This window comes from Pseudoalteromonas nigrifaciens (assembly GCF_002221505.1).
Taxonomy (GTDB): Bacteria; Pseudomonadota; Gammaproteobacteria; order Enterobacterales; family Alteromonadaceae; genus Pseudoalteromonas; species Pseudoalteromonas nigrifaciens.
On record NZ_CP011036.1, the window covers coordinates 822,991 to 844,133 of the forward strand.

Below are 21,143 nucleotides of genomic sequence, written 5' to 3' on the forward strand. Positions count from 1 at the left end.
AATATTTTCAAGTTGTTTAGGTATATCTACTTAGTCCATTAAAATAGAGTTTAGAATCCATTTTATGAAGCATATCCGTAATTTTTCGATCATCGCCCACATTGACCATGGTAAATCGACCCTTTCAGATCGTTTGATCCAAGTTTGTGGTGGTTTAACCGACCGTGAAATGCAAAAACAGGTTTTGGATTCAATGGATATTGAGCGCGAACGTGGTATTACCATTAAAGCGCAAAGTGTAACCTTGAATTATAAAGCCAATGACGGCGAGATCTACCAGCTTAACTTTATCGACACCCCAGGGCATGTTGATTTTACTTATGAAGTATCACGCTCATTAGCAGCATGTGAAGGTGCGTTACTCGTTGTAGATGCTGGTCAAGGTGTTGAAGCACAAACACTGGCAAATTGTTACACTGCCATTGAAATGAACTTAGAAGTTATTCCTGTACTTAATAAAATAGATTTACCACAAGCCGATCCGCTTCGTGTGGCTGAAGAAATTGAAGATATTATTGGTATTGATGCCCTAGATGCAGTGCAATGTAGCGCTAAAACTGGCGTTGGTATTGCTGAAGTACTTGAAATGATAGTTAAAGATGTACCGCCACCGGTTGGCGATAAAGATGCTCCTCTTCAAGCACTTATAATTGACTCATGGTTTGACCCATACCAAGGTGTTGTATCATTAGTGCGCATTAAGCACGGTGAATTGCGCGCGGGCGACAAAATTAAAATCATGTCGAACGATCACGTACACACAGCCGATCAGGTAGGTGTATTTACACCAAAGCAAACTAACACAGGTATTTTAAGAACCGGTGAAGTAGGCTTTGTAATTGCTGGTATTAAAGAAATACATGGTGCACCTGTTGGCGATACTATTACTCATCAAAAAAATGCGGCACCATTGCGTTTACCTGGTTTTCAAAAAATAAAACCACAAGTGTATGCAGGTATGTTCCCAATTGCTTCTGATGAATATGAATCGTTTCGTGATGCGCTTAATAAATTAAGCTTAAACGATGCGTCGTTATTTTTCGAACCAGAGAACTCAACAGCACTTGGTTTTGGTTTTCGTTGTGGCTTTTTAGGCATGCTACACATGGAAATTATTCAAGAGCGTTTAGAACGTGAATACGATATTGATTTAATTACCACAGCACCAACCGTAATTTATGAAGTAGTGACTAAAAAAGACGGGACTTTCCAAATTGATAACCCATCTGATTTACCTGCGGTAAACGATATTTTAGAAATTCGTGAACCGATTGTAGAAGCCAATATTTTAGTGCCGCAAGAATACTTAGGTAGTGTTATTACCTTGTGTGTTGATAAGCGTGGCATGCAAACTAAAATGTCATATCATGGTAAGCAAGTTGCGGTAACTTACGAACTGCCTATGGCAGAAGTAGTTATGGACTTTTTTGATAAGTTAAAATCAACCAGTCGTGGCTTTGCGTCGCTTGATTACAACTTTAAGCATTTCCAAACATCAGATATGGTACGTGTTGATATTTTAATCAACTCAGAGCGCGTCGACGCGCTGGCGATCATTGCTCACCGCGACAGTGCGCAATCACGTGGTCGCCAATTAGCCGATGCACTAAAAGAGCTAATTCCACGTCAAATGTTTGATATTGCGATTCAAGCAGCTATTGGCGGACATGTTATTGCCCGTACTACGATAAAACAGATGCGTAAAAACGTAATTGCTAAGTGTTACGGCGGTGACGTGAGTCGTAAGAAAAAGCTACTTAAAAAGCAAAAAGATGGTAAAAAACGCATGAAGCAAGTAGGTAACGTTGAAGTGCCTCAAGAAGCGTTTTTAGCTATTTTAAAAGTTGGTAAATAAAAACAAAGGATTATAAATGGCTGGCTATTTTTCAGTTTTATTGGTGCTATTAACCTTAGGCTCAGGTCTAATATGGTTAATAGACCACTTAATGTTTGCGCCGAAACGAAATGCGCATTTGGCTATGGCAGAGGCTTCTGCTGGTGGTAAATTAGATGAAGAAACTGCCGCATTAATCGCACCAGAGCCTATGCTTACTGAAACAGCAAAGTCGATTTTTCCGATGATTGCTGCTATCACTATATTTAGATCGTTTATGTTTGAACCGTTTCAAATACCTTCAGGTTCAATGATGCCTACTTTATTAGTAGGAGATTTTATTTTAGTGCAAAAGTATTCGTACGGAATTAAAGACCCAGTATGGCGCAGCCAATTAGTTGATGTAGGTGAGCCTGAGCGTGGTGATATTATTGTTTTTAAATACCCGCTAGACGAAAAGGTCGATTTTATTAAACGCACAATAGGCTTGCCTGGCGATATAATTGTTTATCGTGATAAGCGTTTATATATTCAACCTAATTGTAAAGCTGGTGAAACCCAGCAGGGTGAGCTGCTTTGTAATGAATTTAATAAAATTGATTTTAAATTAATTAATGATGACGAATTTAAGCAAGGCTCAATGGCATTAGCGCGTTTAAATGAAAACTTAACTACGTTAAGCCATGATATTTTAATTAACCCTCAGGCGCCTGAACGTAAAGGGCGTTATTATCAGCAACCAGGTACACCTACCGATGAATGGGTTGTTCCTGCTGATCATTATTTTATGATGGGTGATAATCGCGATAACAGCCAAGATAGTCGCTTTTGGGGTTTTGTGCCAAAAGAAAACTTGGTGGGTAAAGCTGTCTTTATATGGATGAGTTTTGAATTTGATAATGGCCCAGATGACATTTTACCAGGATGGGTTCCAACTGGTGTTCGTTTTGAACGCCTAGGTAATATTCAATAGCAATGAAAAAAAATGTAACAGAACTATACAAAACAATAGACTACATATTTGCAGATCAAGGCTTGCTTGAGCAAGCAATGACGCATCGTAGTCATAAAGGTCAGCATAACGAGCGACTAGAATTTTTAGGCGATTCAATTTTAAGCTTTGTGATTGCAAATGCGCTGTATGCTAAGTTTCCTAAAGCGCGTGAAGGCGATTTAAGCCGTATGCGCTCTACCTTAGTGCGTGGTCAAACATTGGCTGAATTTGGCTTAGAGTTTGGCTTAGGGGATTATTTACGCTTAGGTCCAGGCGAGCTAAAAAGTGGCGGCTTTCGTCGCGAGTCAACACTTGCCGATGCCGTAGAGGCGATTATTGGCGCTGTGTTTTTAGATTCGGATATTGAACGCTGTGGCGAATTAATTTTATCTTGGTATGAAGAGCGTTTAAATGCTATTTCACCAGGGCTTAATCAAAAAGATCCTAAGACCCTGCTGCAAGAGCATTTGCAAGCTCGTAAACTATCGTTACCGGGCTATACAGTTGTTGATACAAAAGGCCAGGCACACAATCAAACATTCACGGTTGAATGTATTGTTGATGGCATGGATAGCATTATTTCTGTTGGTAGCTCGCGTCGTAAAGCCGAACAAAAAGCTGCTGAAAAAGCATTGAAGATACTCAAAAATGAACCTTGATACCTTAATACAACCACACGATGGCGATATAGATACGTTTTGCGGCATGATCGCAATAGTAGGGCGCCCTAACGTAGGTAAATCTACTTTACTTAATAAAATTATTGAGCAAAAGGTTAGTATTACCTCACGTAAGCCACAAACCACACGCCACCGTATTATGGGTATTCATACCGAAGGTAAGCATCAAGCTGTTTACGTTGATACACCTGGGCTACACGTTGAAGAAAAACGTGCTATTAACCGCTTAATGAACCGCGCAGCATCTAGTTCAATTGGTGATGTAGAGCTTATTATATTTGTAGTTGAAGGCACCCACTGGAATGCCGATGACGACATGGTACTTAATAAAGTATCGCAAAGTGGTAAGCCGGTATTATTGGTGATCAATAAAATAGATTTAGTAAAAGATCGCGACCTAGTACTGCCTCATATGAAGTGGTTAGGCGACAAGTTTGACTTTATTGGTATTATGCCAGTGTCGGCTGAGCAAGGTAAAAATATCGACTTGATCAAAGCTGAAGTAACTAAACGCCTTCAGCCAAGTGAATTTTATTTTCCAGAAGACTACGTAACCGACCGTTCAATGCGCTTTATGGCAGCAGAAACCATTCGTGAAAAGCTAATGCGTTTTATGGGCGAGGAGCTACCGTATTCTGTTACTGTTGAAATAGAGCAGTTTAAATGGCAAGAAAACGGTATTTGGCATATCAATGGTTTAATACTCGTTGAGCGCGAAACACAAAAGCGTATGGTGATTGGTAATAAAGGCGAAAAGCTAAAAACCATTGGTCGCGAAGCACGTAAAGATCTTGAAGAAATGCTCGATAATAAAGTGTTTTTAGAGCTTTGGGTTAAAGTTAAATCGGGTTGGGCTGATGACGAGCGCGCATTAAGAAGCCTAGGTTATGGTGAAGACTAATAATCTGCTAGCAGTTTAAATTATGGATAGCGACTTCTACAGAGCGTATTTATTACATCGGCGTCCTTATAGTGACTCCCAAGTAATGCTTGATATGCTAGTAGAAGGCGTTGGCCAACTTAGAATGCTAGCCCGTATTAGTGGCCGCCAGGCCACTAAACATAAAGCGCAATTACAACCTTTCCAAGCCTTGTTGGTACATTACAACGGCAAGTACGATTTAAAATACATCAACAAATTTGAACTGCACGGTACGCCACTTTTTTTAAAAGGTGATGAGCTTTATTGCGGCTTTTATTTAAATGAATTAACTAATCGAATTGTGCCAATTAATGAACCGATTGATCAGGTTTTTCAGCTTTATAATACGCACTTAAAAAACCTTAATAGCGGTGCTAATTTACAAGCAGTACTGCGTTCTTACGAATTTCAACTATTAGAACTATTAGGTTATGGCGTCGATTTTAGTTTTGACGCCAGCGGTGAACCCATAGATGAAAAGCGAACGTATAGCTATTTTGCAGAAGTTGGCTTTTTAGTACAAGACGATCCGCGCTCTGGATTTAGCGGTTTGCAACTTAATGCCATAGCTAATCATGACTTTAGCCAAGCAGATGTGCTATATATGGCAAAGCAATTAAGCCGCTACTTATTAAAGCCACTACTTGGTAATAAACCATTAAAAAGTCGTGAGTTATTTGCGGCCTCTCAATAAACGTAATTTTACAGGTAAAATAATGAAAGATATTCTTTTGGGTGTAAACGTTGATCATATTGCAACACTTCGCCAAGCACGTGGCACTAGCTACCCTGATCCAGCACATGCAGCAAGTGTAGCTGAGCATGCAGGAGCCGACGGTATCACTATTCATTTACGTGAAGATCGCCGTCATATTCAAGACCGTGACGTGTATGTAATGGCTAAAACCATACAAACACGCATGAACCTTGAAACAGCCGTAACCGATGAAATGATCAATATTGCACTTGAGGTAAAACCTGAGTACGTATGCCTAGTGCCAGAAAAACGCGAAGAGCTAACCACCGAAGGCGGACTTGATGTGGCGGGTAATCTTGAAAAAATTACCGCAGCAACAAAAACCTTGAGCGACGCAGGTATTAAAGTTTCGTTATTTATTGATGCCGATAAAGCGCAGCTAGATGCAGCTAAAGCAACAGGCGCTCCGTATGTTGAAATTCATACCGGTGCTTATGCAGATGCTACAACCGATGAGGCAATAAGCAAAGAGCTTGAACATATTCGCCAAGGCGTTAAATACGCAGCCAGTATTGGCTTAATTGTCAATGCGGGCCATGGTTTGCATTACCATAATGTAAAACCAATTGCCGCAATGGAAGAAATTTATGAGCTTAATATTGGTCACGCCATTATTGCTCGTGCCGCCATTGATGGGCTAGATAAAGCCGTACGCGATATGAAACGCTTAATGCTTGAAGCGCGTGCCTAAAGCCTCGCTTTAAATAAGCTACTTGAAGCTTCTTGCTACTTAGTTATATTAGGTGCATGGAGCTTCTAATTTTGAGCCCGGCTGTTATGCAAGTTAGCAACTAGCTTGGGTGAGTACAATTAAAGCCACTAAAAGTTAAGAATATACTGCCAAAATAGCGCCACTTGGGTCGCGAATAATAAAATAGCTTTCGCCACCATATTCAATCGGCCCTTTAATAATTTCACCTCCTAACTCCAGCGTTTTTTGTGCGCTAAGCTGAGCATTTTCTACGCGAACATACATTAACCACTGTGCTGGTAAATCGGCGTTATCGCCCTTAGCATGGCAAATGCCTGCTATTGTCCCTTGTGCGTTATTCATATTAAAATCATTGTAACTGCCCATATCTACAGGCTCTTTTTGCCAACCAACAACGTGTGCATAAAAGTCGCTGATTTGTTGTGCATCAGCCACAGTAAGATCGCGCCATTCAATACTACCAATTACCTTGTTATTGCTCATAAAGTCTCTTCCTATTTATTGTACTGATGGCGCAATAGCTATCGTTTTATAGTTTTGAGCCTTTAATTTTTAGCATCAAGTAGTAAGTTTTCTAGCTCGTCTTGTAGTTCAAATAACTCAGGTTCAATGCTGGCTAATACGCAGTTACTTTTTAACGCGGTTTCGATTGTTTCGGCCAGCGACTTTAATTTAGGAACGCCAGTGTAGCAACACGCACCATGTAACTTATGAATAATGCTAAGTACCTGTTTGCAGTCTTCATCGGCAATAGCTTGTGCTAATAGGCTAAGTGTTTCGGGCACGCTGAGTAATAACATATTGAGCATTTCTAATGCCAGCTCACTTTTACCGCCAGCATGTTGCAGTGCTATGCCCCAATCAAGGCGCACACTCTTAAAAGGGGGCGGGCTTTGTGGCATGTTTTTTAGTTTATCGCGGCTAACCGGTAGTTGTGGGCTGTGATCGCAAATAATTTGATTGAGCATGTCCTCATCAATCGGTTTAGTTAAATAGCCTTCAAAACCGTCTTTTAATAACTGCTCTTTTTCGCTATGCAGTGCATGTGCGGTCACTGCAATTATTGGAGTATCTTCGTTTAATGATGATTCTTTAATTAACTTACAGGCAGTAATACCATCCATAATTGGCATTTGTATGTCCATAAATATTACGTCGTACTTGTGGCTTTTACTCAAACTGTAAGCTTGCGAGCCATTGTGCGCAGTGTCTATTAGCTCAACCTGCTCATTAAGTAAGGTATAAATTAATTTTAAGTTAGCGTCATTATCGTCAACTACTAATACTTTTAACGGCAAGAGTGTTTGCTCATTTTGCTCAATGTTGTGCACCGGGTGATCTAATCGATACGGCGCGGCAAGTAGTTCACACAATTTACGATGGTTAAGCGGTTTACTTAAGCAGGCATCAGCGCCGCTGCCAATAAAGGCTTCACGCATACTATGCGATACCGTGTTGAGCATTAAATATAAATAGTCGGTTGATTCACGCACCGCTTTTACATGAGCCTTTAAACGCTGCATATCGTTAACCGAGGCCATATCACCAATGATACAAATATCATATTGCTGCTCTTTATTGTCGATTGCTGCTAAAAATTCTGCATCGCTAAAGCAGCCGGTCACACTTATTTGCCATTCGTTAAGCAAAGATAAAACAGCATGATGGGTGTGCTCGTGTGGCTCTAAATATAAAACATGCTTACCGAGCAAAGATTTAGTTGGTAAGTCACTGGCAAACACATGATTAGGCAGTCTAAATACGCCATTAAAGGTAAAGCAGGTGCCATTACCAGGGGCTGAGTTAAGTGTAATTTTACCACTCATGGCCTCTACAATATGCTTGGTGATAATTAGCCCCAAGCCAGTGCCACCAAATTTACGGGTAATACTTGAATCGGCTTGGCCAAAGGCGGTAAATAATGCATCTTGCTTATCAACAGGAATACCTACGCCGGTATCGGCCACTGAGACTAAAATAGAGGTGCGCTCATCATCGAGTAGTCTATGGCTAATGTCGACTTTTATAGCGCCTTTTTCGGTAAACTTAATTGCGTTACTTAATAAATTAATTAAAACTTGTTTTAATCGCGTAGGATCACCGGTTAGGTGATCGGGCACTTGCGGGCTAATATAAATAGACAGCTCAAGCTGCTTATCATGGGCGCTTGGGGCTAACAGCGTCATTACTTCGTTAACGGTATCGCGCAACTGAAACTGAATAGACTCAAGTTCCATAGCGCCTGCTTCTAATTTTGAAAAGTCTAATATATCGCTAATAATGGTCATTAAACTATTAGCCGACAGTTCAATGGTATCTAAGTAATCTTTTTGGTTTTTATTTAATGGCGTTTTATGCAGCTGACGCGTAAAACCAATCACGCCATTTAAAGGGGTGCGTAGCTCATGACTCATTTTTGCCAAAAAGTCAGATTTAACCCGGTTGGCATCTTGGGCTTCTTTTTTGGCCATAGTGAGCTGAATATTTTGCGTTTCGTACTGCTCTAGTGTTTCGCGGTAATCACTGGTGGCTTGATCAATGTTTTTTTGCATTTCATCTTTTTGCATCACCATAGAGTAAGAAATAGTATTTAACCCTTCGCGGAGCAACTCAAACTCACCAACCATAGATTCGTTTAAACCAGTTTCTCTTTTACCTTCCACGAGCCTATCGGTTGCCAGTACTAATTTATTAAGAGGGCTCATAAACATATGGCTAAGTTTAAGTGCTAAAATGGCGGCCAAGACCAAGGCTAGTATAATAACAATACCACTGACCAGTAAGGCCCTTTGCTGACCAATAACTGCTTGATCTCTATTTAACTGTAATACTACAGTTCCTAGTGAGGTTTGAAATATCGATTTATCCCATTTTGTATCAGGACTTGTGTGATTAATAATGGGTGTAAAAAAGGTAATTAAATCATCTGTTTTATGAACTTGAGTGGCATTAAGATTATTTAGTTGCTCGTTGTTGAGCAAGTCATCAAACGAGCGATGATAGTTACTGGTTATTATTAGCTTATTATTGTCGTCAAATAATGCAATCGCTTTTACTACTGGGGAGTGCTTATTGTGGGTATAGCTAATGACACGATTTAGTAGTTGTTTGTTTTTTTCAAGTAATGGCTGCTCAAGTGCAATAGCAAGGGGCTCTGAAATAGTAGTCCCTTGTTGATATAAAATTTCATCAAGCTCAATGTAACGATTTATTGTAAAATAACCACCGAGTAACAATCCAATGATCACCGTGGGGATCAGAGTGAGTGTTAAAACAGAATCGCGTAAGCCTAATTTAGTCATATTGGGAGCGTTATTATTGTTATCAGCATGCTCAGAGTATATACGGATAATGAGGTATTCTGCAATTGGAGTCGATTCATCAAATGTTTAAGGTAATGCCTAATGGCGCAAATATTTAAAGCAACAAAAAAACCGCTAAAACAACAGTCTTTAGTGCTCGATATCACCGCCATGGATCACCATGGTCGCGGCATAGCGAAACACAATAATAAAGTGTGCTTTGTAAGTAATGCTTTGCCAAACGAGCAAGTAAAAGCCACCATTGTTGCCGACAAAGCGCGTTACAGCGAAGCGCAAACACATAAAGTATTACAGGCGAGTGAATATCGCGTAGCGCCGTTTTGTGAGCATTATAATCAATGTGGTGGTTGTCAGTTACAGCATTTAGATAGCAGCCAACAGGTAGTCGAAAAGCAAATAGCAGTGAGCAAATTATTTGAAAAGTTTGCCAAGCTTGATGAATTAAACTGGCAAGCACCCTTATTAAGTAAAGCCACTCATTACCGACGAAGTGCTCGTTTAGCGGTAATGTTTGATAAAAAAGCAAAAAAAATGCATGTAGGCTATAGAGCAAGTGGCTCTAAAAGTATTATTAGTATTAATGAGTGCCCAGTACTAAGTGAAGTATTTGCAAATGTATTTACTGTATTTGATAACTTAATTAATCAACACAAGGCATTGCACAGTGTATCTCACTTGCAATTGTGCCAAGGCGATGAGCAAAACTTTGTTATTATTCGCCACACAAAACCTATTTCAGAGGATATAAAAGCACTGGTAGCACAAAGTGCCGCTGAGCAACAATGGCAATTAGTGTGGCAAAGCGAAAGTGAAGTGATTGAACACTCACATTTAGCCATGCCATTTTATGCACTTGAAGAGTTAGGGTTAAAGTTTGAATTTGGCTTAAATAACTTTATCCAAGTTAATGCTAGCGTTAATCAAGCAATGCTTAAACAAGCACAAAATTGGCTGGCACTAAAAGGCGACGAAAACGTATTAGATTTATTTTGTGGTATTGGTAACTTTTCACTAGTGCTGGCAAAACAAGCAAAAACAGTAATTGGTGTAGAAGGGGTTGCTTCAGCGGTTGCAATGGCAACGCAAAATGCGCACACTAACTCAATCACTAATGCTCAATTTAATTGCTTTGATTTAACAAATAAAATTGAAACGGCTTCGTGGTTTAATAAAAATTTAGATGTACTGGTGTTAGACCCCTCACGTACTGGGGCGATAACGGTATTAGAACAACTTCCTTTAAAGCAGTTTAAAACTATTTTATACGTCTCATGCGACCCTGTTACTTTAGCCCGTGACAGCGCTATTATTTCGCAAGCAGGCTTTGAACTGCATAAAATTGGGCTAATGAATATGTTTCCGCACACCGGACATATTGAAACTATGGCGTTATTTCAACGGAGGTAAAGCGCATTATGGTAGCTACACGTCAATCACATCAACAGGATGAAACCGGGGATTTTGCTAGTCGCTTAAAGTTACTTGCTCTGTCGGCAGAAAAAGTAGAGCTGCTTAATAAAGCACAGGCACTTTGTTTAGCGTGCGACAATACCACCCGACAAAGCACAGCCATTGAAATGGTCGAAATTTTAGCCGAGCTTAATCTTGATGCAGACTCATTAGCTACTGCTTATTTAACGCCGTATTTTATAAATAACTTAGTCACCCTTGAAACTGTTGAAGAGCAGCTAGGTAGCAGTATTGCGGTATTGCTAAACGGGGTCGCACAAATGGCGACTATTAGCACTTTGGCGCATCAAGGAAAAGGCACGGTACAGGTTGATAATATTCGCCGTATGTTACTTGCTATGGTAGAGGATGTGCGCGCGGTTGTTATTAAGTTAGCAGAGCAAGTATGTCATTTACGCAATGTAAAAAATGCCGCAGAAGAAGAGCGCGTTATTGCCGCCAAAGAAACCGCCGACATTTTTGCACCACTGGCAAACCGCTTAGGTATAGGGCAATTAAAGTGGGAGCTTGAAGACTTATCGTTTAGGTATTTACACCCCAATATTTATAAAAACATTGCCAAACAGCTTGATGACAAACGCTTAGCGCGTGAAGCCTACATGGAAGACATGGTAGCGCAAGTTAAAAGGCGCTTAAGCGAGGCGGGCATAGAAGCTGAGGTTTACGGGCGACCAAAGCATATTTACAGCATTTATAAAAAAATGGCGCAAAAAAACTACGAGTTTGATCAACTGTTTGATATTCGTGCAATGCGTATTGTGGTGCAGCGCCTGCAAGATTGTTACGGCGCACTGGGCATAGTGCACACTAACTGGCGTCATTTGCATAAAGAGTTTGACGACTACGTAGCCACGCCAAAGCAAAATGGCTATCAGTCTATTCATACCGTGGTATTTGGCCCCGAAGGCAAAACGGTAGAGATTCAAATTCGCACTAGCGATATGCACCAAGATGCCGAGTTGGGTGTTGCTGCGCATTGGATGTATAAAGAAGGCGCATTGCCAGGGCGAGGCTCAGGTTATGAGCAAAAAATTAGCTGGTTGCGTAAACTATTACAATGGCAAGAAGAAGTGGTTGATGGCAGCGACCTAGCGCAAGAGCTTAAAAACCAAGTGGTAGAAGACCGTGTATACGTATTTACCCCGCGCGGCGATATTTTTGATTTACCACTGGGAGCAACACCATTAGATTTTGCTTATTATATTCACTCTAATGTGGGGCATCGTTGTATTGGCGCTAAAGTATTTGGCAAAATAGTGCCATTTACCCATCAATTAAGCACCGGCGATCAGGTAGAAATTCTTACCCAAAAACAGCCAAACCCCAGCCGCGATTGGTTAAACCCGTCATTAGGCTATATAAAATCATCGCGTGCTAGAGCAAAAATACACCATTGGTTTAAACAGCTCGATCGCGACAAAAATCTTAGTGCCGGTAAAGAAATACTTGATAACGAACTGCAAAAGCTCGATTTAAATTATAGAGACTTAGCACCCGCTATTAAGCGTTTTAACTTTAAAGAGCTCGACGATTTAATGGTCGCCATTGGCGCAGGCGATATTCGCCTTAATCAAATGCTTAACTTTGTTACCGATCGCCCCGAAGACGAGCCGGTAATACGCTTTAAAACCCCAACAAAAGTAACCGGCGATAATAACGGTATTGTGGTTGACGGCGTAGGCAGTTTAATGAGTCATGTTGCTAAATGTTGTCGTCCGGTTCCGGGGGATGAAATTATTGGCTATATAACGCAAGGGCGCGGTATTGGTGTACATCGTGATGATTGCGACTCGTTTGATAATTTAAAAACTCAGCACCCAGAGCGGGTTATTTCTGTAAGCTGGTCAGACGATATTCATAACTCCTATGCGCTAAGTATTAGAATAGAAGCCAGCGATCGCTCAGGTTTAATTCGTGACATAAGTGTAGTGTTAGCCAACGAAAAAGTGAATGTGCTAAATATGAATGTAAATACCGTTGATGATAATCAAATTGCTATATTTACTATGCAAATAGAGGTACACGATCTGTCGGGTACTAATAGAGTGCTTTCTAAGTTACACCAAATTGAAGGTGTACACAGTGCAAAGCGAGGGCAATAAATATGGCAGATAACGCCGCGCTTGCGCAACTACTAAATATAATGAAAACGCTAAGAGATCCTGAGCTTGGTTGCCCCTGGGATCGTAAGCAAACTTTTAGCTCAATAGTGCCGCACACTATTGAGGAAGCGTTTGAAGTGGCCGATTGCATTGAATCGGGCAATTTAGGTGAGCTTAAAAATGAACTTGGCGATTTACTCTTTCAAATTGTGTTTTATGCTCAACTTGCAAATGAGCAAAAACTATTTGATTTTAACGATATAGTGACACAATTAAACGCTAAACTTACGCGCCGCCATCCTCATGTGTTCGACAAGCAAACAGCGCTAAGCGATGATGAGCTTGCAGCGCAGTGGCAAGCAATTAAGGCACAAGAGCGCAGCGCTAAAACTGCAAGCGCTACATCTTCGCTGTGGCAAGATATTCCCGTTAATATGCCAAGCTTAAGCAAAGCTAAAAAAATTCAGCAGCGGGTAGCAGCTCTTGGTTTTGATTGGCCAAGTTACCATGGTGCATTGGATAAAGTGAGCGAAGAAGTAGACGAAGTAAAAGAAGCACTCGCTCACAATCCGTATTCAGATCATAGTGCAGAAGAGCTGGGCGATTTACTGTTTGCTACAGTAAACGTTGCGCGCCATATAAAGCGCGACCCAGAGCAATTACTGCGCAGCGCCAGCGACAAGTTTTCAACTCGCTTTGAAAAAGTCCAAGCTTATTTAAATGCCCAAGGTAAATGTTTAGAGTCTGCCACGCTTGATGAGATGGATGCAGCATGGGATGAGATCAAAAAAGTCAAATAGTTTGTAGTAAAATTATGGCTGTTTTTTGTGCTTACAATTTCTAATTTTAGCTGGATTGATTGGCTATGCTTTGGTACAATTTCTCCCCGTCCTGTTTATATTCCAAAATCACTTGTTTGGGTATTATATTCCTTTTAATTCCTGATATTCTAGGGTTCGCATGAGTACAAAATTTATCTTCGTTACCGGCGGGGTTGTTTCTTCGTTGGGTAAAGGTATTGCAGCAGCATCATTGGCAGCTATTTTAGAGGCCCGTGGCTTAAATGTTACTATCTTAAAGCTGGATCCTTACATCAACGTTGATCCAGGCACAATGAGCCCAATTCAACATGGTGAAGTATACGTTACAGAAGACGGCGCAGAGACCGATCTAGACTTAGGTCACTATGAGCGCTTTATTCGCACCAAGATGACAAGTCGCAATAATTTTACACAAGGTCGTGTATACAAAGATGTATTACATCGTGAGCGACGTGGCGAGTACCTTGGAGCAACAATTCAGGTAATTCCACATATTACCAACGATATTAAGCAACGTGTTTATTCTGGCGCTGAAGGTTATGATATAGCACTTGTTGAAATTGGCGGTACAGTGGGTGACATAGAGTCACAACCATTTTTAGAAGCAATTCGTCAAATGGGTACAGAAATAGGCCGTGAGCGTGCGTTATTTATTCACTTAACGCTAGTACCATTTTTAGGCCCTGCAGGCGAAGTGAAAACTAAGCCAACGCAGCACTCGGTTAAAGAACTACGTTCAATTGGTATTCAACCAGATATTCTTATTTGTCGCTCAGATCGTAAGCTGCCAAGTAACGAACGTGCAAAAATTGCATTGTTTACCAACGTAGAAGAAAAAGCGGTTATATCACTACCAGATGTAGACAGTATTTATAAAATTCCTGCGCTATTAAAGTCGCAAGATTTAGATTACTTTGTATGTCGTCGTTTTCATTTAGATGTCCCTGAAGCTGACCTTGTTGAATGGGAACAAGTACTTTATCAAGAGTCTAACCCTACAGGTGAAGTAACTATTGGTATGGTAGGTAAATACATTGAATTACCAGATGCGTATAAATCTGTAAACGAAGCATTGAAACATGCCGGTCTGAAAAATCGTTTAACGGTAAATATTCAATACATTGACTCACAAGACTTAGAAACCAAAGGCGTTGATTCGTTAGCTCATCTAGATGCTATTTTAGTGCCTGGTGGTTTTGGTGGTCGTGGCGTTGAAGGTAAAATATTAGCGGCTAAATACGCGCGTGAAAACAAAGTGCCTTACTTAGGTATTTGTTTAGGTATGCAAGTGGCGTTAATTGAATACGCTCGTAACGTAGCCGGCCTTGTTGATGCAAACTCAACTGAATTTAACGCACAATCTGCAAGCCCTGTAGTTGGCTTAATTACCGAATGGCTAGATGCTGAAGGTAAAGTAGAGCAGCGTGATGAAAAATCAGACTTAGGTGGCACTATGCGTTTAGGCGCACAAAAATGTCATTTAACACCGGGTTCTAAAGTGCATGCAGTATACGGTAGCGATGAAATAGTAGAACGTCATCGTCATCGCTACGAAGTTAATAATAACTTTGTAGAGCAGCTAGAAAAAGCAGGTTTAAGCTTTACTGGTTTATCAGAAGATAAAAAACTAGTAGAAATTATTGAAAACAAAGATCACCCTTGGTTTATTGCAGCGCAATTCCACCCGGAATTCACTTCAACACCACGCGATGGTCACCCGCTATTTGAAGGGTTTGTAGCTGCGGCTCACATCCACCAAAAAGCGTCTTCGTAATATTAATAGGCCGTGCATATTGCACGGCTTATTTGTTTTAAATGCCAACCAAATTAGTTTAAATTAAGTTGGCAGTAATTCACCATTTTGGGAATATAGAGGAATCAAGATGTCAGTAATCGTAAAAGTAATTGGTCGCGAAATTATGGATTCGCGTGGTAACCCAACTGTTGAAGCTGATGTACATTTAGCTGATGGTTCATGGGGCCGTGCTGCGGCGCCGTCTGGCGCATCTACAGGGACTCGCGAAGCATTAGAATTACGCGATGGTGATAAATCTCGTTATTTAGGTAAAGGCGTATTAAAAGCCGTTGGTTTTATTAATAATGAAATCGCAACCGCTTTAGCAGGCCAAAATGCACTTGAGCAAAGCACTGTTGATCAAGTAATGCTAGATTTAGATGGTACCGAAAACAAAGAAAAACTAGGTGCTAACGCAATCTTAGCAGTATCGCTAGCAACGGCTAAAGCTGCTGCACAATCTAAAAAAGTTGAGCTTTATGAACATATCGCTGACTTAAACGGTACTCCGGGTGTTTACTCTATGCCATTGCCAATGATGAACATTATCAACGGCGGCGAACATGCAGATAACTCTGTAGATATTCAAGAGTTTATGATCCAACCTATTGGCGCTAAAAACTTCCGTGAAGCTCTACGCATGGGCGCAGAAATATTTCACAGCCTAGCTAAAGTACTAAAAGCAGACGGTCACTCAACAGCGGTAGGTGACGAAGGTGGTTTTGCACCAAACCTTGCATCTAACGAAGCGGCACTAGCTGCAATTAAAGTAGCTGTTGCAAATGCAGGCTACGAGCTAGGTAAAGACATTACATTAGCGCTTGATTGTGCTGCCTCTGAGTTTTACGACAAAGAAGCAAATATTTACAATCTTAAAGGTGAAGGCAAAAAGTTCACCTCTGAAGAATTTAACTTCTTCTTACAAGATTTAACTCAGCAGTACCCAATCGTGTCTATCGAAGATGGCCTTGATGAGTCTGACTGGGATGGCTTTGCACACCAAACTAAACTAATGGGTGATAAAATCCAATTAGTGGGTGACGATTTATTTGTAACCAATACTAAGATTTTAAAACGTGGTATCGACAACGGTATTGCTAACTCAATCTTAATTAAGTTTAACCAAATTGGTTCTTTAACTGAGACATTAGCTGCAATTAAAATGGCTAAAGATGCTGGTTTTACAGTTGTTATTTCTCATCGCTCAGGCGAAACTGAAGATTCAACCATTGCAGATTTAGCAGTAGGTACAGCCGCAGGTCAAATTAAAACTGGTTCATTAAGCCGCTCTGATCGTGTTGCTAAGTACAACCAATTGCTTCGTATTGAAGAGCAATTAGGCGCTAAAGCACCGTACAACGGTTTAAAAGAAGTTAAAGGTCAGTAATTCTTTAATTAGAATATGATGTTTAAGCTTATAAATCCTCACTTTGGTGGGGATTTTTTTTGCCTAGGTAAAAAAAGTAAAACAGTAACCAGAAAATCAGAAGTGAGATAACTGTCAGTAACAGTTTAAATACGATTTTTAGGTGGGGTTTTCTATCTCTCTTTTTAGTTTAAATATGTTAAAAGTAGTGTGAAAAGACTTTAAGTGAATATATGCACAAAGAGGTTATGAGGCGCTACGCTTTAGAGAAGCTAAAAAGACTAAATAATGTGTCTTGTCACTGCTCATTTACTCTCATTTTTTCTCTTTGTGCAAAAATTTTAAATGATTTACTCACAACGGAGTTTTTCAAGTTAGTTGTCGCCTCAAGTTTAATTTTATGCCGCCCTAATTTACTTCTATTTGTACAAATTAAAGTTGAAACTGCTGTTTTAAAATTTCGCCGGTAAAGCTGGTTTTTAAATAAAAGCCACGGGGCAGGGTTTTAATAATTTTACCATTAGGGCCAATAGCATCGGTTACTATTTTACTGTGCGCGGCTTTAGGGCGAATTTGAATTGCGTCACCTAAATGCCCCGATATTTCATCAATACGCCCTAGCGCAATAAGCTCCATTTGTTCTTCCCAATCGCGTTGCAGTAAAGCGTCTTGCTCAGGTGTGGGTTGCCATAAAAAGCCGCTGCCTATGATCCTATCAAACGGGGCTATGTCGCGCTCGCTGAGTATAGGCAACCAAAGTACATGGTTTAGTTTTTTACGCACGCTGCTTACGTGCCAGGTCATGCCAGTAACGTTAATGAGTGGGGTTACCGACACAAAGGTGGTTTCTAGCGGCTTGCCTTTATAAGAAATTGGCAATGTTTTTAGCTCTATGCCTAAATCTTCAAAATCGGGCAGTGGTTTTGAGCCAGCAGTTGCGCCTAATACATATTCAATTAATTGCCCCGTCCAGCCTTTTTCACGGAGTAAATCGTCAGGCGTTTTAAAGTTATACTCATTGGCTAATTGGCCAAGGGTAAGCCCAGCAATATTATTAACACGCTGCATTAAGTCATTAATTGAATGTGGTTTTATAGGTCGCATACTGTTTATTTAAGTTGAATAAATACCATCGCCATGATAGCAAATCAGTCCAGCCGTGGATATCTTTGCCTTTGAGTGTTTTTTGTGCACCTTGGGTTTGGTGCAATTTTACACACTTTAATAAACAGTTAAATAAATATAAGCCCATGAATTATAATGAAATTTAAAAATAAACTGTTCAGTTTTCATTAAGTGACACTAAGGTTGTTTGAATGAGTACACATATATAAACATGTTTATCCACAGAATCTGTGGAGAAATCCAGTTTTGCGATCTTATATTGTGGATTTGTTTGCTAAATGAGCGTGTTTTACAAAAGTTATGCACAAGCTGTGAGTAACCACAGTAAATATTCCAATATTGTTTGCCGTAAAGCAGGTAATGTGGAACAATCATTAAAAATCGACTTACAAATGAGGCACTAAGGTGATTGATGCCGAAGGTTTTCGTGCCAATGTCGGAATTGTAATTTGCAATAACCAAGGACAAGTGTTTTGGGCTAGACGTTATGGTCAACATTCTTGGCAATTTCCCCAAGGCGGTGTTGACGATGGTGAAACGCCAGAACAAACCATGTACCGCGAATTACACGAAGAAGTAGGCTTGCGACCAGAAGATGTAGAGATAGTCGCAAGTTCTAAACATTGGTTACGCTATAAGTTACCCAAACGATTAATACGCCGTGACTCAAGTCCGGTATGTATTGGGCAAAAACAAAAATGGTTTTTACTAAAACTACGCTGTAAAGATGAGGACGTAAATTTACTTAAAACCCATCATCCTGAATTTGATGATTGGCGCTGGGTAAGTTATTGGTATCCGGTAAGGCAGGTGGTGTCGTTTAAACGCGATGTTTATCGGCGTGTAATGAAAGAGTTTGCTCCTTTTGCTATGCCTTTTAATAAACGCGAACAGCAAAAAGATCATTGGCGAAATAAAAGGTAGTTAGTTTAGTAAATTAAAGGAGCAGGACATGCTGGCAACACTTAGGTCTATTGCAGAGTCGGTTTCGCAACAAGCGAATTTAGACAGTGCTTTAGCGTGCTTTGTGACAATGGTTAAAGAAGCCATGCAAACCCAGTGCTGCTCTATTTATTTTGCTGACTACAGCCAAGATAACTTTGTACTTATGGCCACCGAAGGGTTAAACCCCGATGCGGTGGGTAAGTTTAGAATTGGCTTTACCGAAGGCCTAGTAGGGCTGGTGGCACAGCGCGAGGAGGCAATTAATATTGCCTTTGCCAAATCTCATCCCCGCTTTAAGCTCTCCCCAGAAGTAAACGAAGAAGGCTATAACGCATTTTTGTCTGTGCCTGTGGTGCATCAAAAAAAAGTACTGGGCGTTATTGTAGTACAACAAAAAATGGCGCGTGTATTTAGCCAAGATGAAGAATCGTTTTTAATTACTTTGTCGGCGCAACTTGCCTCACAATTAGCGCATGCTGAAATAAAAGAAGTATTGCGTCAAGATGAGTCTTCTCATCAAACCTCGGTATTAAAAGGGGTGTCGAGTGCTCCGGGTATTAGTATTGGCCATGCATTTGTAGTTATTCCTAAAGTTAACTTTAAATCAATTGAGCTTGAAAAAGAAAGCGATGTAAATGAGCAACGACGCTTATTTACCCAAGCCGTAGCGGCAACCCGAAAAGAATTTAATACACTATCAATGACACTAAGTGATTCTATTCCGCATGAGGCTTTGGCTGTTTTTGATGTTTATCAGCAATTACTCGATGCTAAAAGCTTAGGTCATAACGTTGAGATGGAGTTGCAACAAGGTTGGTGTGCAAAAAGCGCCTTAAAAATAGTAATTGAGCGTTTAATCGCTCAGTTTAATGCCATGCAAGACCCATACATAAAAGAGCGCGCGGTTGATGTTAAAGACATTGGCCTGCGAGTGTTGCACCACCTTGTTAATACCGAATTCGCAATAAAAGATTATCCACCCAATACCATACTTATAGCGCATACACTTACTCCAGCCATGCTGGCTGAGGTGCCTAACGATCGCCTAGTGGGGGTGGTGAGCATAAATGGCTCGGCAAACAGTCATGCGTCAATATTAACCCGTGCTATGGGCGTGCCTGCTATTTGGGGCATCGAAGATATTCCATTACTGCAATTAAATAGTAAACCAATGATTTTGGATGCGTTTTCGGGGCGGTTATATATTTCCCCATCGCAAATGCTAATTGATGAATACACAGAATTACAACACCAAGACAACTTACTTAATAATCGTTTTTTAGCCGAGCAAAACTTTACAGCGGTCACCCTTGATGGTGAACACATAAGTTTACTACTCAATGCGGGGCTGGAGTTAAACACGCAGCAAAACAGTGCCCATATTTGTGACGGCGTTGGCTTGTACCGCACCGAAGCCTGGTTTATGCAAAAAGGGCAGTTTCCATCGCAATCAGAGCAAGAAACCTGGTACCGAGAAGTGCTTAATAGTTATTACCCTAATCCGGTAGTAATGCGAACGTTGGATATTGGTGGCGATAAAGTTCTCGATTATTTTAATATTACCGAAGAAAATCCCTTTTTAGGTTGGCGCGGTATTCGCATTAGTTTAGATCACCCTGAGCTATTTTTAGATCAGCTCAAAGCCATGCTTAAAGCAAATATAGGCTTAGGTAATTTAAAAATAATGCTGCCGATGATAAGTGGTACAGAAGAAGTAGACGAATCATTAGCTCTTTTTGAGCAAGCGTATTTTGAGCTTAACGAGCAATACCCAGAGCAAACAATTGAACGACCCGATATAGGTATTATGCTTGAAGTACCGTCGAGTGTATTTATGCTGGCAGACTGGTCTAAAAAAGTCGATTTTTGCTCAGTGGGCAGTAACGATTTAACGCAATACCTGCTCGCTGTAGACAGATCAAACGCGCGGGTTGCAGAACTGTTTAACCCGTATCACCCTGCAGTGCTCAGAGTGTTAAATAATGTGGCTCGTGAGTGCCAGCAATACGAGCTACCGTTTAGTTTATGCGGCGAGCTTGGCGGCGATCCTGAAGGCGCAATATTACTTATTGCCATGGGGTATCGTCGTTTAAGTATGAACTTATCATCATTAAATAAAGTTAAATGGGTGCTTAGGCGCTTACATGTCAGCGAAATGGAAGCATTACTTAAAGAGTGCTTAGCGCAATCGTCGGCTAAGCAAGTATTACGTTTAACTCGCAGCTTTATGATAGAGCATGAATTAGGCAACTTATTTTACACCCCAAAATAAATTCTCGTGTTAACTGTAATCAGAA

16 protein-coding genes are annotated in these 21,143 nt (G+C 40.6%); 13 read left to right on the forward strand and 3 right to left on the reverse strand.

The window, feature by feature from the left end; all coding sequences use genetic code 11:
• The first annotated feature begins 64 nt into the window (after positions 1 to 64).
• From lepA to pdxJ, 6 genes are read left to right on the forward strand one after another with little or no spacing between them, the layout of a single operon-like run.
• Entirely contained in the window at positions 65 to 1,855 is a 1,791-nt protein-coding gene (gene lepA, locus PNIG_RS03880; protein ID WP_011327426.1) for a translation elongation factor 4, read from the forward strand.
• A gap of 16 nt (positions 1,856 to 1,871) precedes the next feature.
• Complete coding sequence (gene lepB / locus PNIG_RS03885; RefSeq protein WP_089367845.1) at positions 1,872 to 2,807, forward strand: signal peptidase I; 936 nt, start codon at positions 1,872 to 1,874, stop codon at positions 2,805 to 2,807.
• 2 nt (positions 2,808 to 2,809) lie between these two features.
• Positions 2,810 to 3,487: a ribonuclease III gene (rnc, locus tag PNIG_RS03890; protein ID WP_041454353.1), complete on the forward strand. Its 678-nt coding sequence runs from the start codon at positions 2,810 to 2,812 to the stop codon at positions 3,485 to 3,487.
• On the forward strand, positions 3,477 to 4,409 hold the full coding sequence (era, locus tag PNIG_RS03895) for a GTPase Era (protein WP_011327429.1): 933 nt from the start codon (positions 3,477 to 3,479) through the stop codon (positions 4,407 to 4,409). The genes rnc and era overlap by 11 nt, the downstream gene beginning before the upstream one ends.
• A gap of 22 nt (positions 4,410 to 4,431) precedes the next feature.
• Positions 4,432 to 5,124: a DNA repair protein RecO gene (recO, locus tag PNIG_RS03900; protein WP_011327430.1), complete on the forward strand. Its 693-nt coding sequence runs from the start codon at positions 4,432 to 4,434 to the stop codon at positions 5,122 to 5,124.
• A gap of 22 nt (positions 5,125 to 5,146) precedes the next feature.
• The gene (gene pdxJ, locus PNIG_RS03905; protein ID WP_011327431.1) at positions 5,147 to 5,878 is read left to right on the forward strand and encodes a pyridoxine 5'-phosphate synthase; all 732 of its coding nucleotides are present in this window, start codon (positions 5,147 to 5,149) and stop codon (positions 5,876 to 5,878) included.
• Between the two features lie 135 nt (positions 5,879 to 6,013).
• On the opposite strand, the gene PNIG_RS03910 is transcribed toward pdxJ, so the two are convergent.
• Both PNIG_RS03910 and barA read right to left on the reverse strand, forming a co-directional pair.
• Entirely contained in the window at positions 6,014 to 6,382 is a 369-nt protein-coding gene (locus tag PNIG_RS03910; RefSeq protein WP_089367846.1) for a VOC family protein, read from the reverse strand.
• Positions 6,383 to 6,444: 62 nt separating this feature from the next.
• Positions 6,445 to 9,201 carry a two-component sensor histidine kinase BarA gene (barA, locus tag PNIG_RS03915; RefSeq protein WP_089367847.1) on the reverse strand — a complete coding sequence of 919 codons (2,757 nt, stop codon included), beginning with the start codon at positions 9,199 to 9,201 and terminating at the stop codon, positions 6,445 to 6,447.
• A gap of 102 nt (positions 9,202 to 9,303) precedes the next feature.
• On the opposite strand from barA, the gene rlmD reads away from it, so the two are divergent.
• The 5 genes from rlmD (at position 9,304) to eno (ending at position 16,797) form a co-directional block, all read left to right on the forward strand.
• Positions 9,304 to 10,629 (forward strand): 23S rRNA (uracil(1939)-C(5))-methyltransferase RlmD, encoded by a 1,326-nt coding sequence (gene rlmD / locus PNIG_RS03920; RefSeq protein WP_089367848.1) that lies wholly within the window; start codon positions 9,304 to 9,306, stop codon positions 10,627 to 10,629.
• Positions 10,630 to 10,637: 8 nt separating this feature from the next.
• Complete coding sequence (relA, locus tag PNIG_RS03925; protein WP_089367849.1) at positions 10,638 to 12,794, forward strand: GTP diphosphokinase; 2,157 nt, start codon at positions 10,638 to 10,640, stop codon at positions 12,792 to 12,794.
• A 2-nt stretch (positions 12,795 to 12,796) separates the two neighbouring features.
• On the forward strand, positions 12,797 to 13,594 hold the full coding sequence (gene mazG, locus PNIG_RS03930; RefSeq protein ID WP_089367850.1) for a nucleoside triphosphate pyrophosphohydrolase: 798 nt from the start codon (positions 12,797 to 12,799) through the stop codon (positions 13,592 to 13,594).
• A 160-nt stretch (positions 13,595 to 13,754) separates the two neighbouring features.
• Positions 13,755 to 15,389 carry a CTP synthase gene (locus tag PNIG_RS03935; protein WP_011327437.1) on the forward strand — a complete coding sequence of 545 codons (1,635 nt, stop codon included), beginning with the start codon at positions 13,755 to 13,757 and terminating at the stop codon, positions 15,387 to 15,389.
• Between the two features lie 109 nt (positions 15,390 to 15,498).
• On the forward strand, positions 15,499 to 16,797 hold the full coding sequence (gene eno, locus PNIG_RS03940) for a phosphopyruvate hydratase (protein ID WP_058372749.1): 1,299 nt from the start codon (positions 15,499 to 15,501) through the stop codon (positions 16,795 to 16,797).
• Between the two features lie 411 nt (positions 16,798 to 17,208).
• Here the strand turns inward: eno and mutH are convergent, their stop codons facing one another.
• Positions 17,209 to 17,880, reverse strand: a complete 672-nt coding sequence (gene mutH / locus PNIG_RS03945) for a DNA mismatch repair endonuclease MutH (RefSeq protein ID WP_089367851.1) — start codon at positions 17,878 to 17,880, stop codon at positions 17,209 to 17,211.
• 426 nt (positions 17,881 to 18,306) lie between these two features.
• On the opposite strand from mutH, the gene rppH reads away from it, so the two are divergent.
• Positions 18,307 to 18,825 (forward strand): RNA pyrophosphohydrolase, encoded by a 519-nt coding sequence (rppH, locus tag PNIG_RS03950; RefSeq protein WP_008111786.1) that lies wholly within the window; start codon positions 18,307 to 18,309, stop codon positions 18,823 to 18,825.
• 28 nt (positions 18,826 to 18,853) lie between these two features.
• Positions 18,854 to 21,118, forward strand: coding sequence for a phosphoenolpyruvate--protein phosphotransferase (gene ptsP / locus PNIG_RS03955; protein WP_089367852.1), 2,265 nt, complete (start codon positions 18,854 to 18,856; stop codon positions 21,116 to 21,118).
• Positions 21,119 to 21,143 lie beyond the last annotated feature (25 nt).

What these genes read in the sequence shown, in the direction of transcription:
- lepA (WP_011327426.1), top strand. Translation starts at nt 65, where the DNA reads ATGAAGCATATCCGTAATTTTTCGATCATCGCCCACATTGACCATGGT.
- lepB (WP_089367845.1), top strand. Translation starts at nt 1,872, where the DNA reads ATGGCTGGCTATTTTTCAGTTTTATTGGTGCTATTAACCTTAGGCTCA.
- rnc (WP_041454353.1), top strand. Translation starts at nt 2,810, where the DNA reads ATGAAAAAAAATGTAACAGAACTATACAAAACAATAGACTACATATTT.
- era (WP_011327429.1), top strand. Translation starts at nt 3,477, where the DNA reads ATGAACCTTGATACCTTAATACAACCACACGATGGCGATATAGATACG.
- recO (WP_011327430.1), top strand. Translation starts at nt 4,432, where the DNA reads ATGGATAGCGACTTCTACAGAGCGTATTTATTACATCGGCGTCCTTAT.
- pdxJ (WP_011327431.1), top strand. Translation starts at nt 5,147, where the DNA reads ATGAAAGATATTCTTTTGGGTGTAAACGTTGATCATATTGCAACACTT.
- PNIG_RS03910 (WP_089367846.1), bottom strand. Translation starts at nt 6,382, where the DNA reads ATGAGCAATAACAAGGTAATTGGTAGTATTGAATGGCGCGATCTTACT.
- barA (WP_089367847.1), bottom strand. Translation starts at nt 9,201, where the DNA reads ATGACTAAATTAGGCTTACGCGATTCTGTTTTAACACTCACTCTGATC.
- rlmD (WP_089367848.1), top strand. Translation starts at nt 9,304, where the DNA reads ATGGCGCAAATATTTAAAGCAACAAAAAAACCGCTAAAACAACAGTCT.
- relA (WP_089367849.1), top strand. Translation starts at nt 10,638, where the DNA reads ATGGTAGCTACACGTCAATCACATCAACAGGATGAAACCGGGGATTTT.
- mazG (WP_089367850.1), top strand. Translation starts at nt 12,797, where the DNA reads ATGGCAGATAACGCCGCGCTTGCGCAACTACTAAATATAATGAAAACG.
- PNIG_RS03935 (WP_011327437.1), top strand. Translation starts at nt 13,755, where the DNA reads ATGAGTACAAAATTTATCTTCGTTACCGGCGGGGTTGTTTCTTCGTTG.
- eno (WP_058372749.1), top strand. Translation starts at nt 15,499, where the DNA reads ATGTCAGTAATCGTAAAAGTAATTGGTCGCGAAATTATGGATTCGCGT.
- mutH (WP_089367851.1), bottom strand. Translation starts at nt 17,880, where the DNA reads ATGCGACCTATAAAACCACATTCAATTAATGACTTAATGCAGCGTGTT.
- ptsP (WP_089367852.1), top strand. Translation starts at nt 18,854, where the DNA reads ATGCTGGCAACACTTAGGTCTATTGCAGAGTCGGTTTCGCAACAAGCG.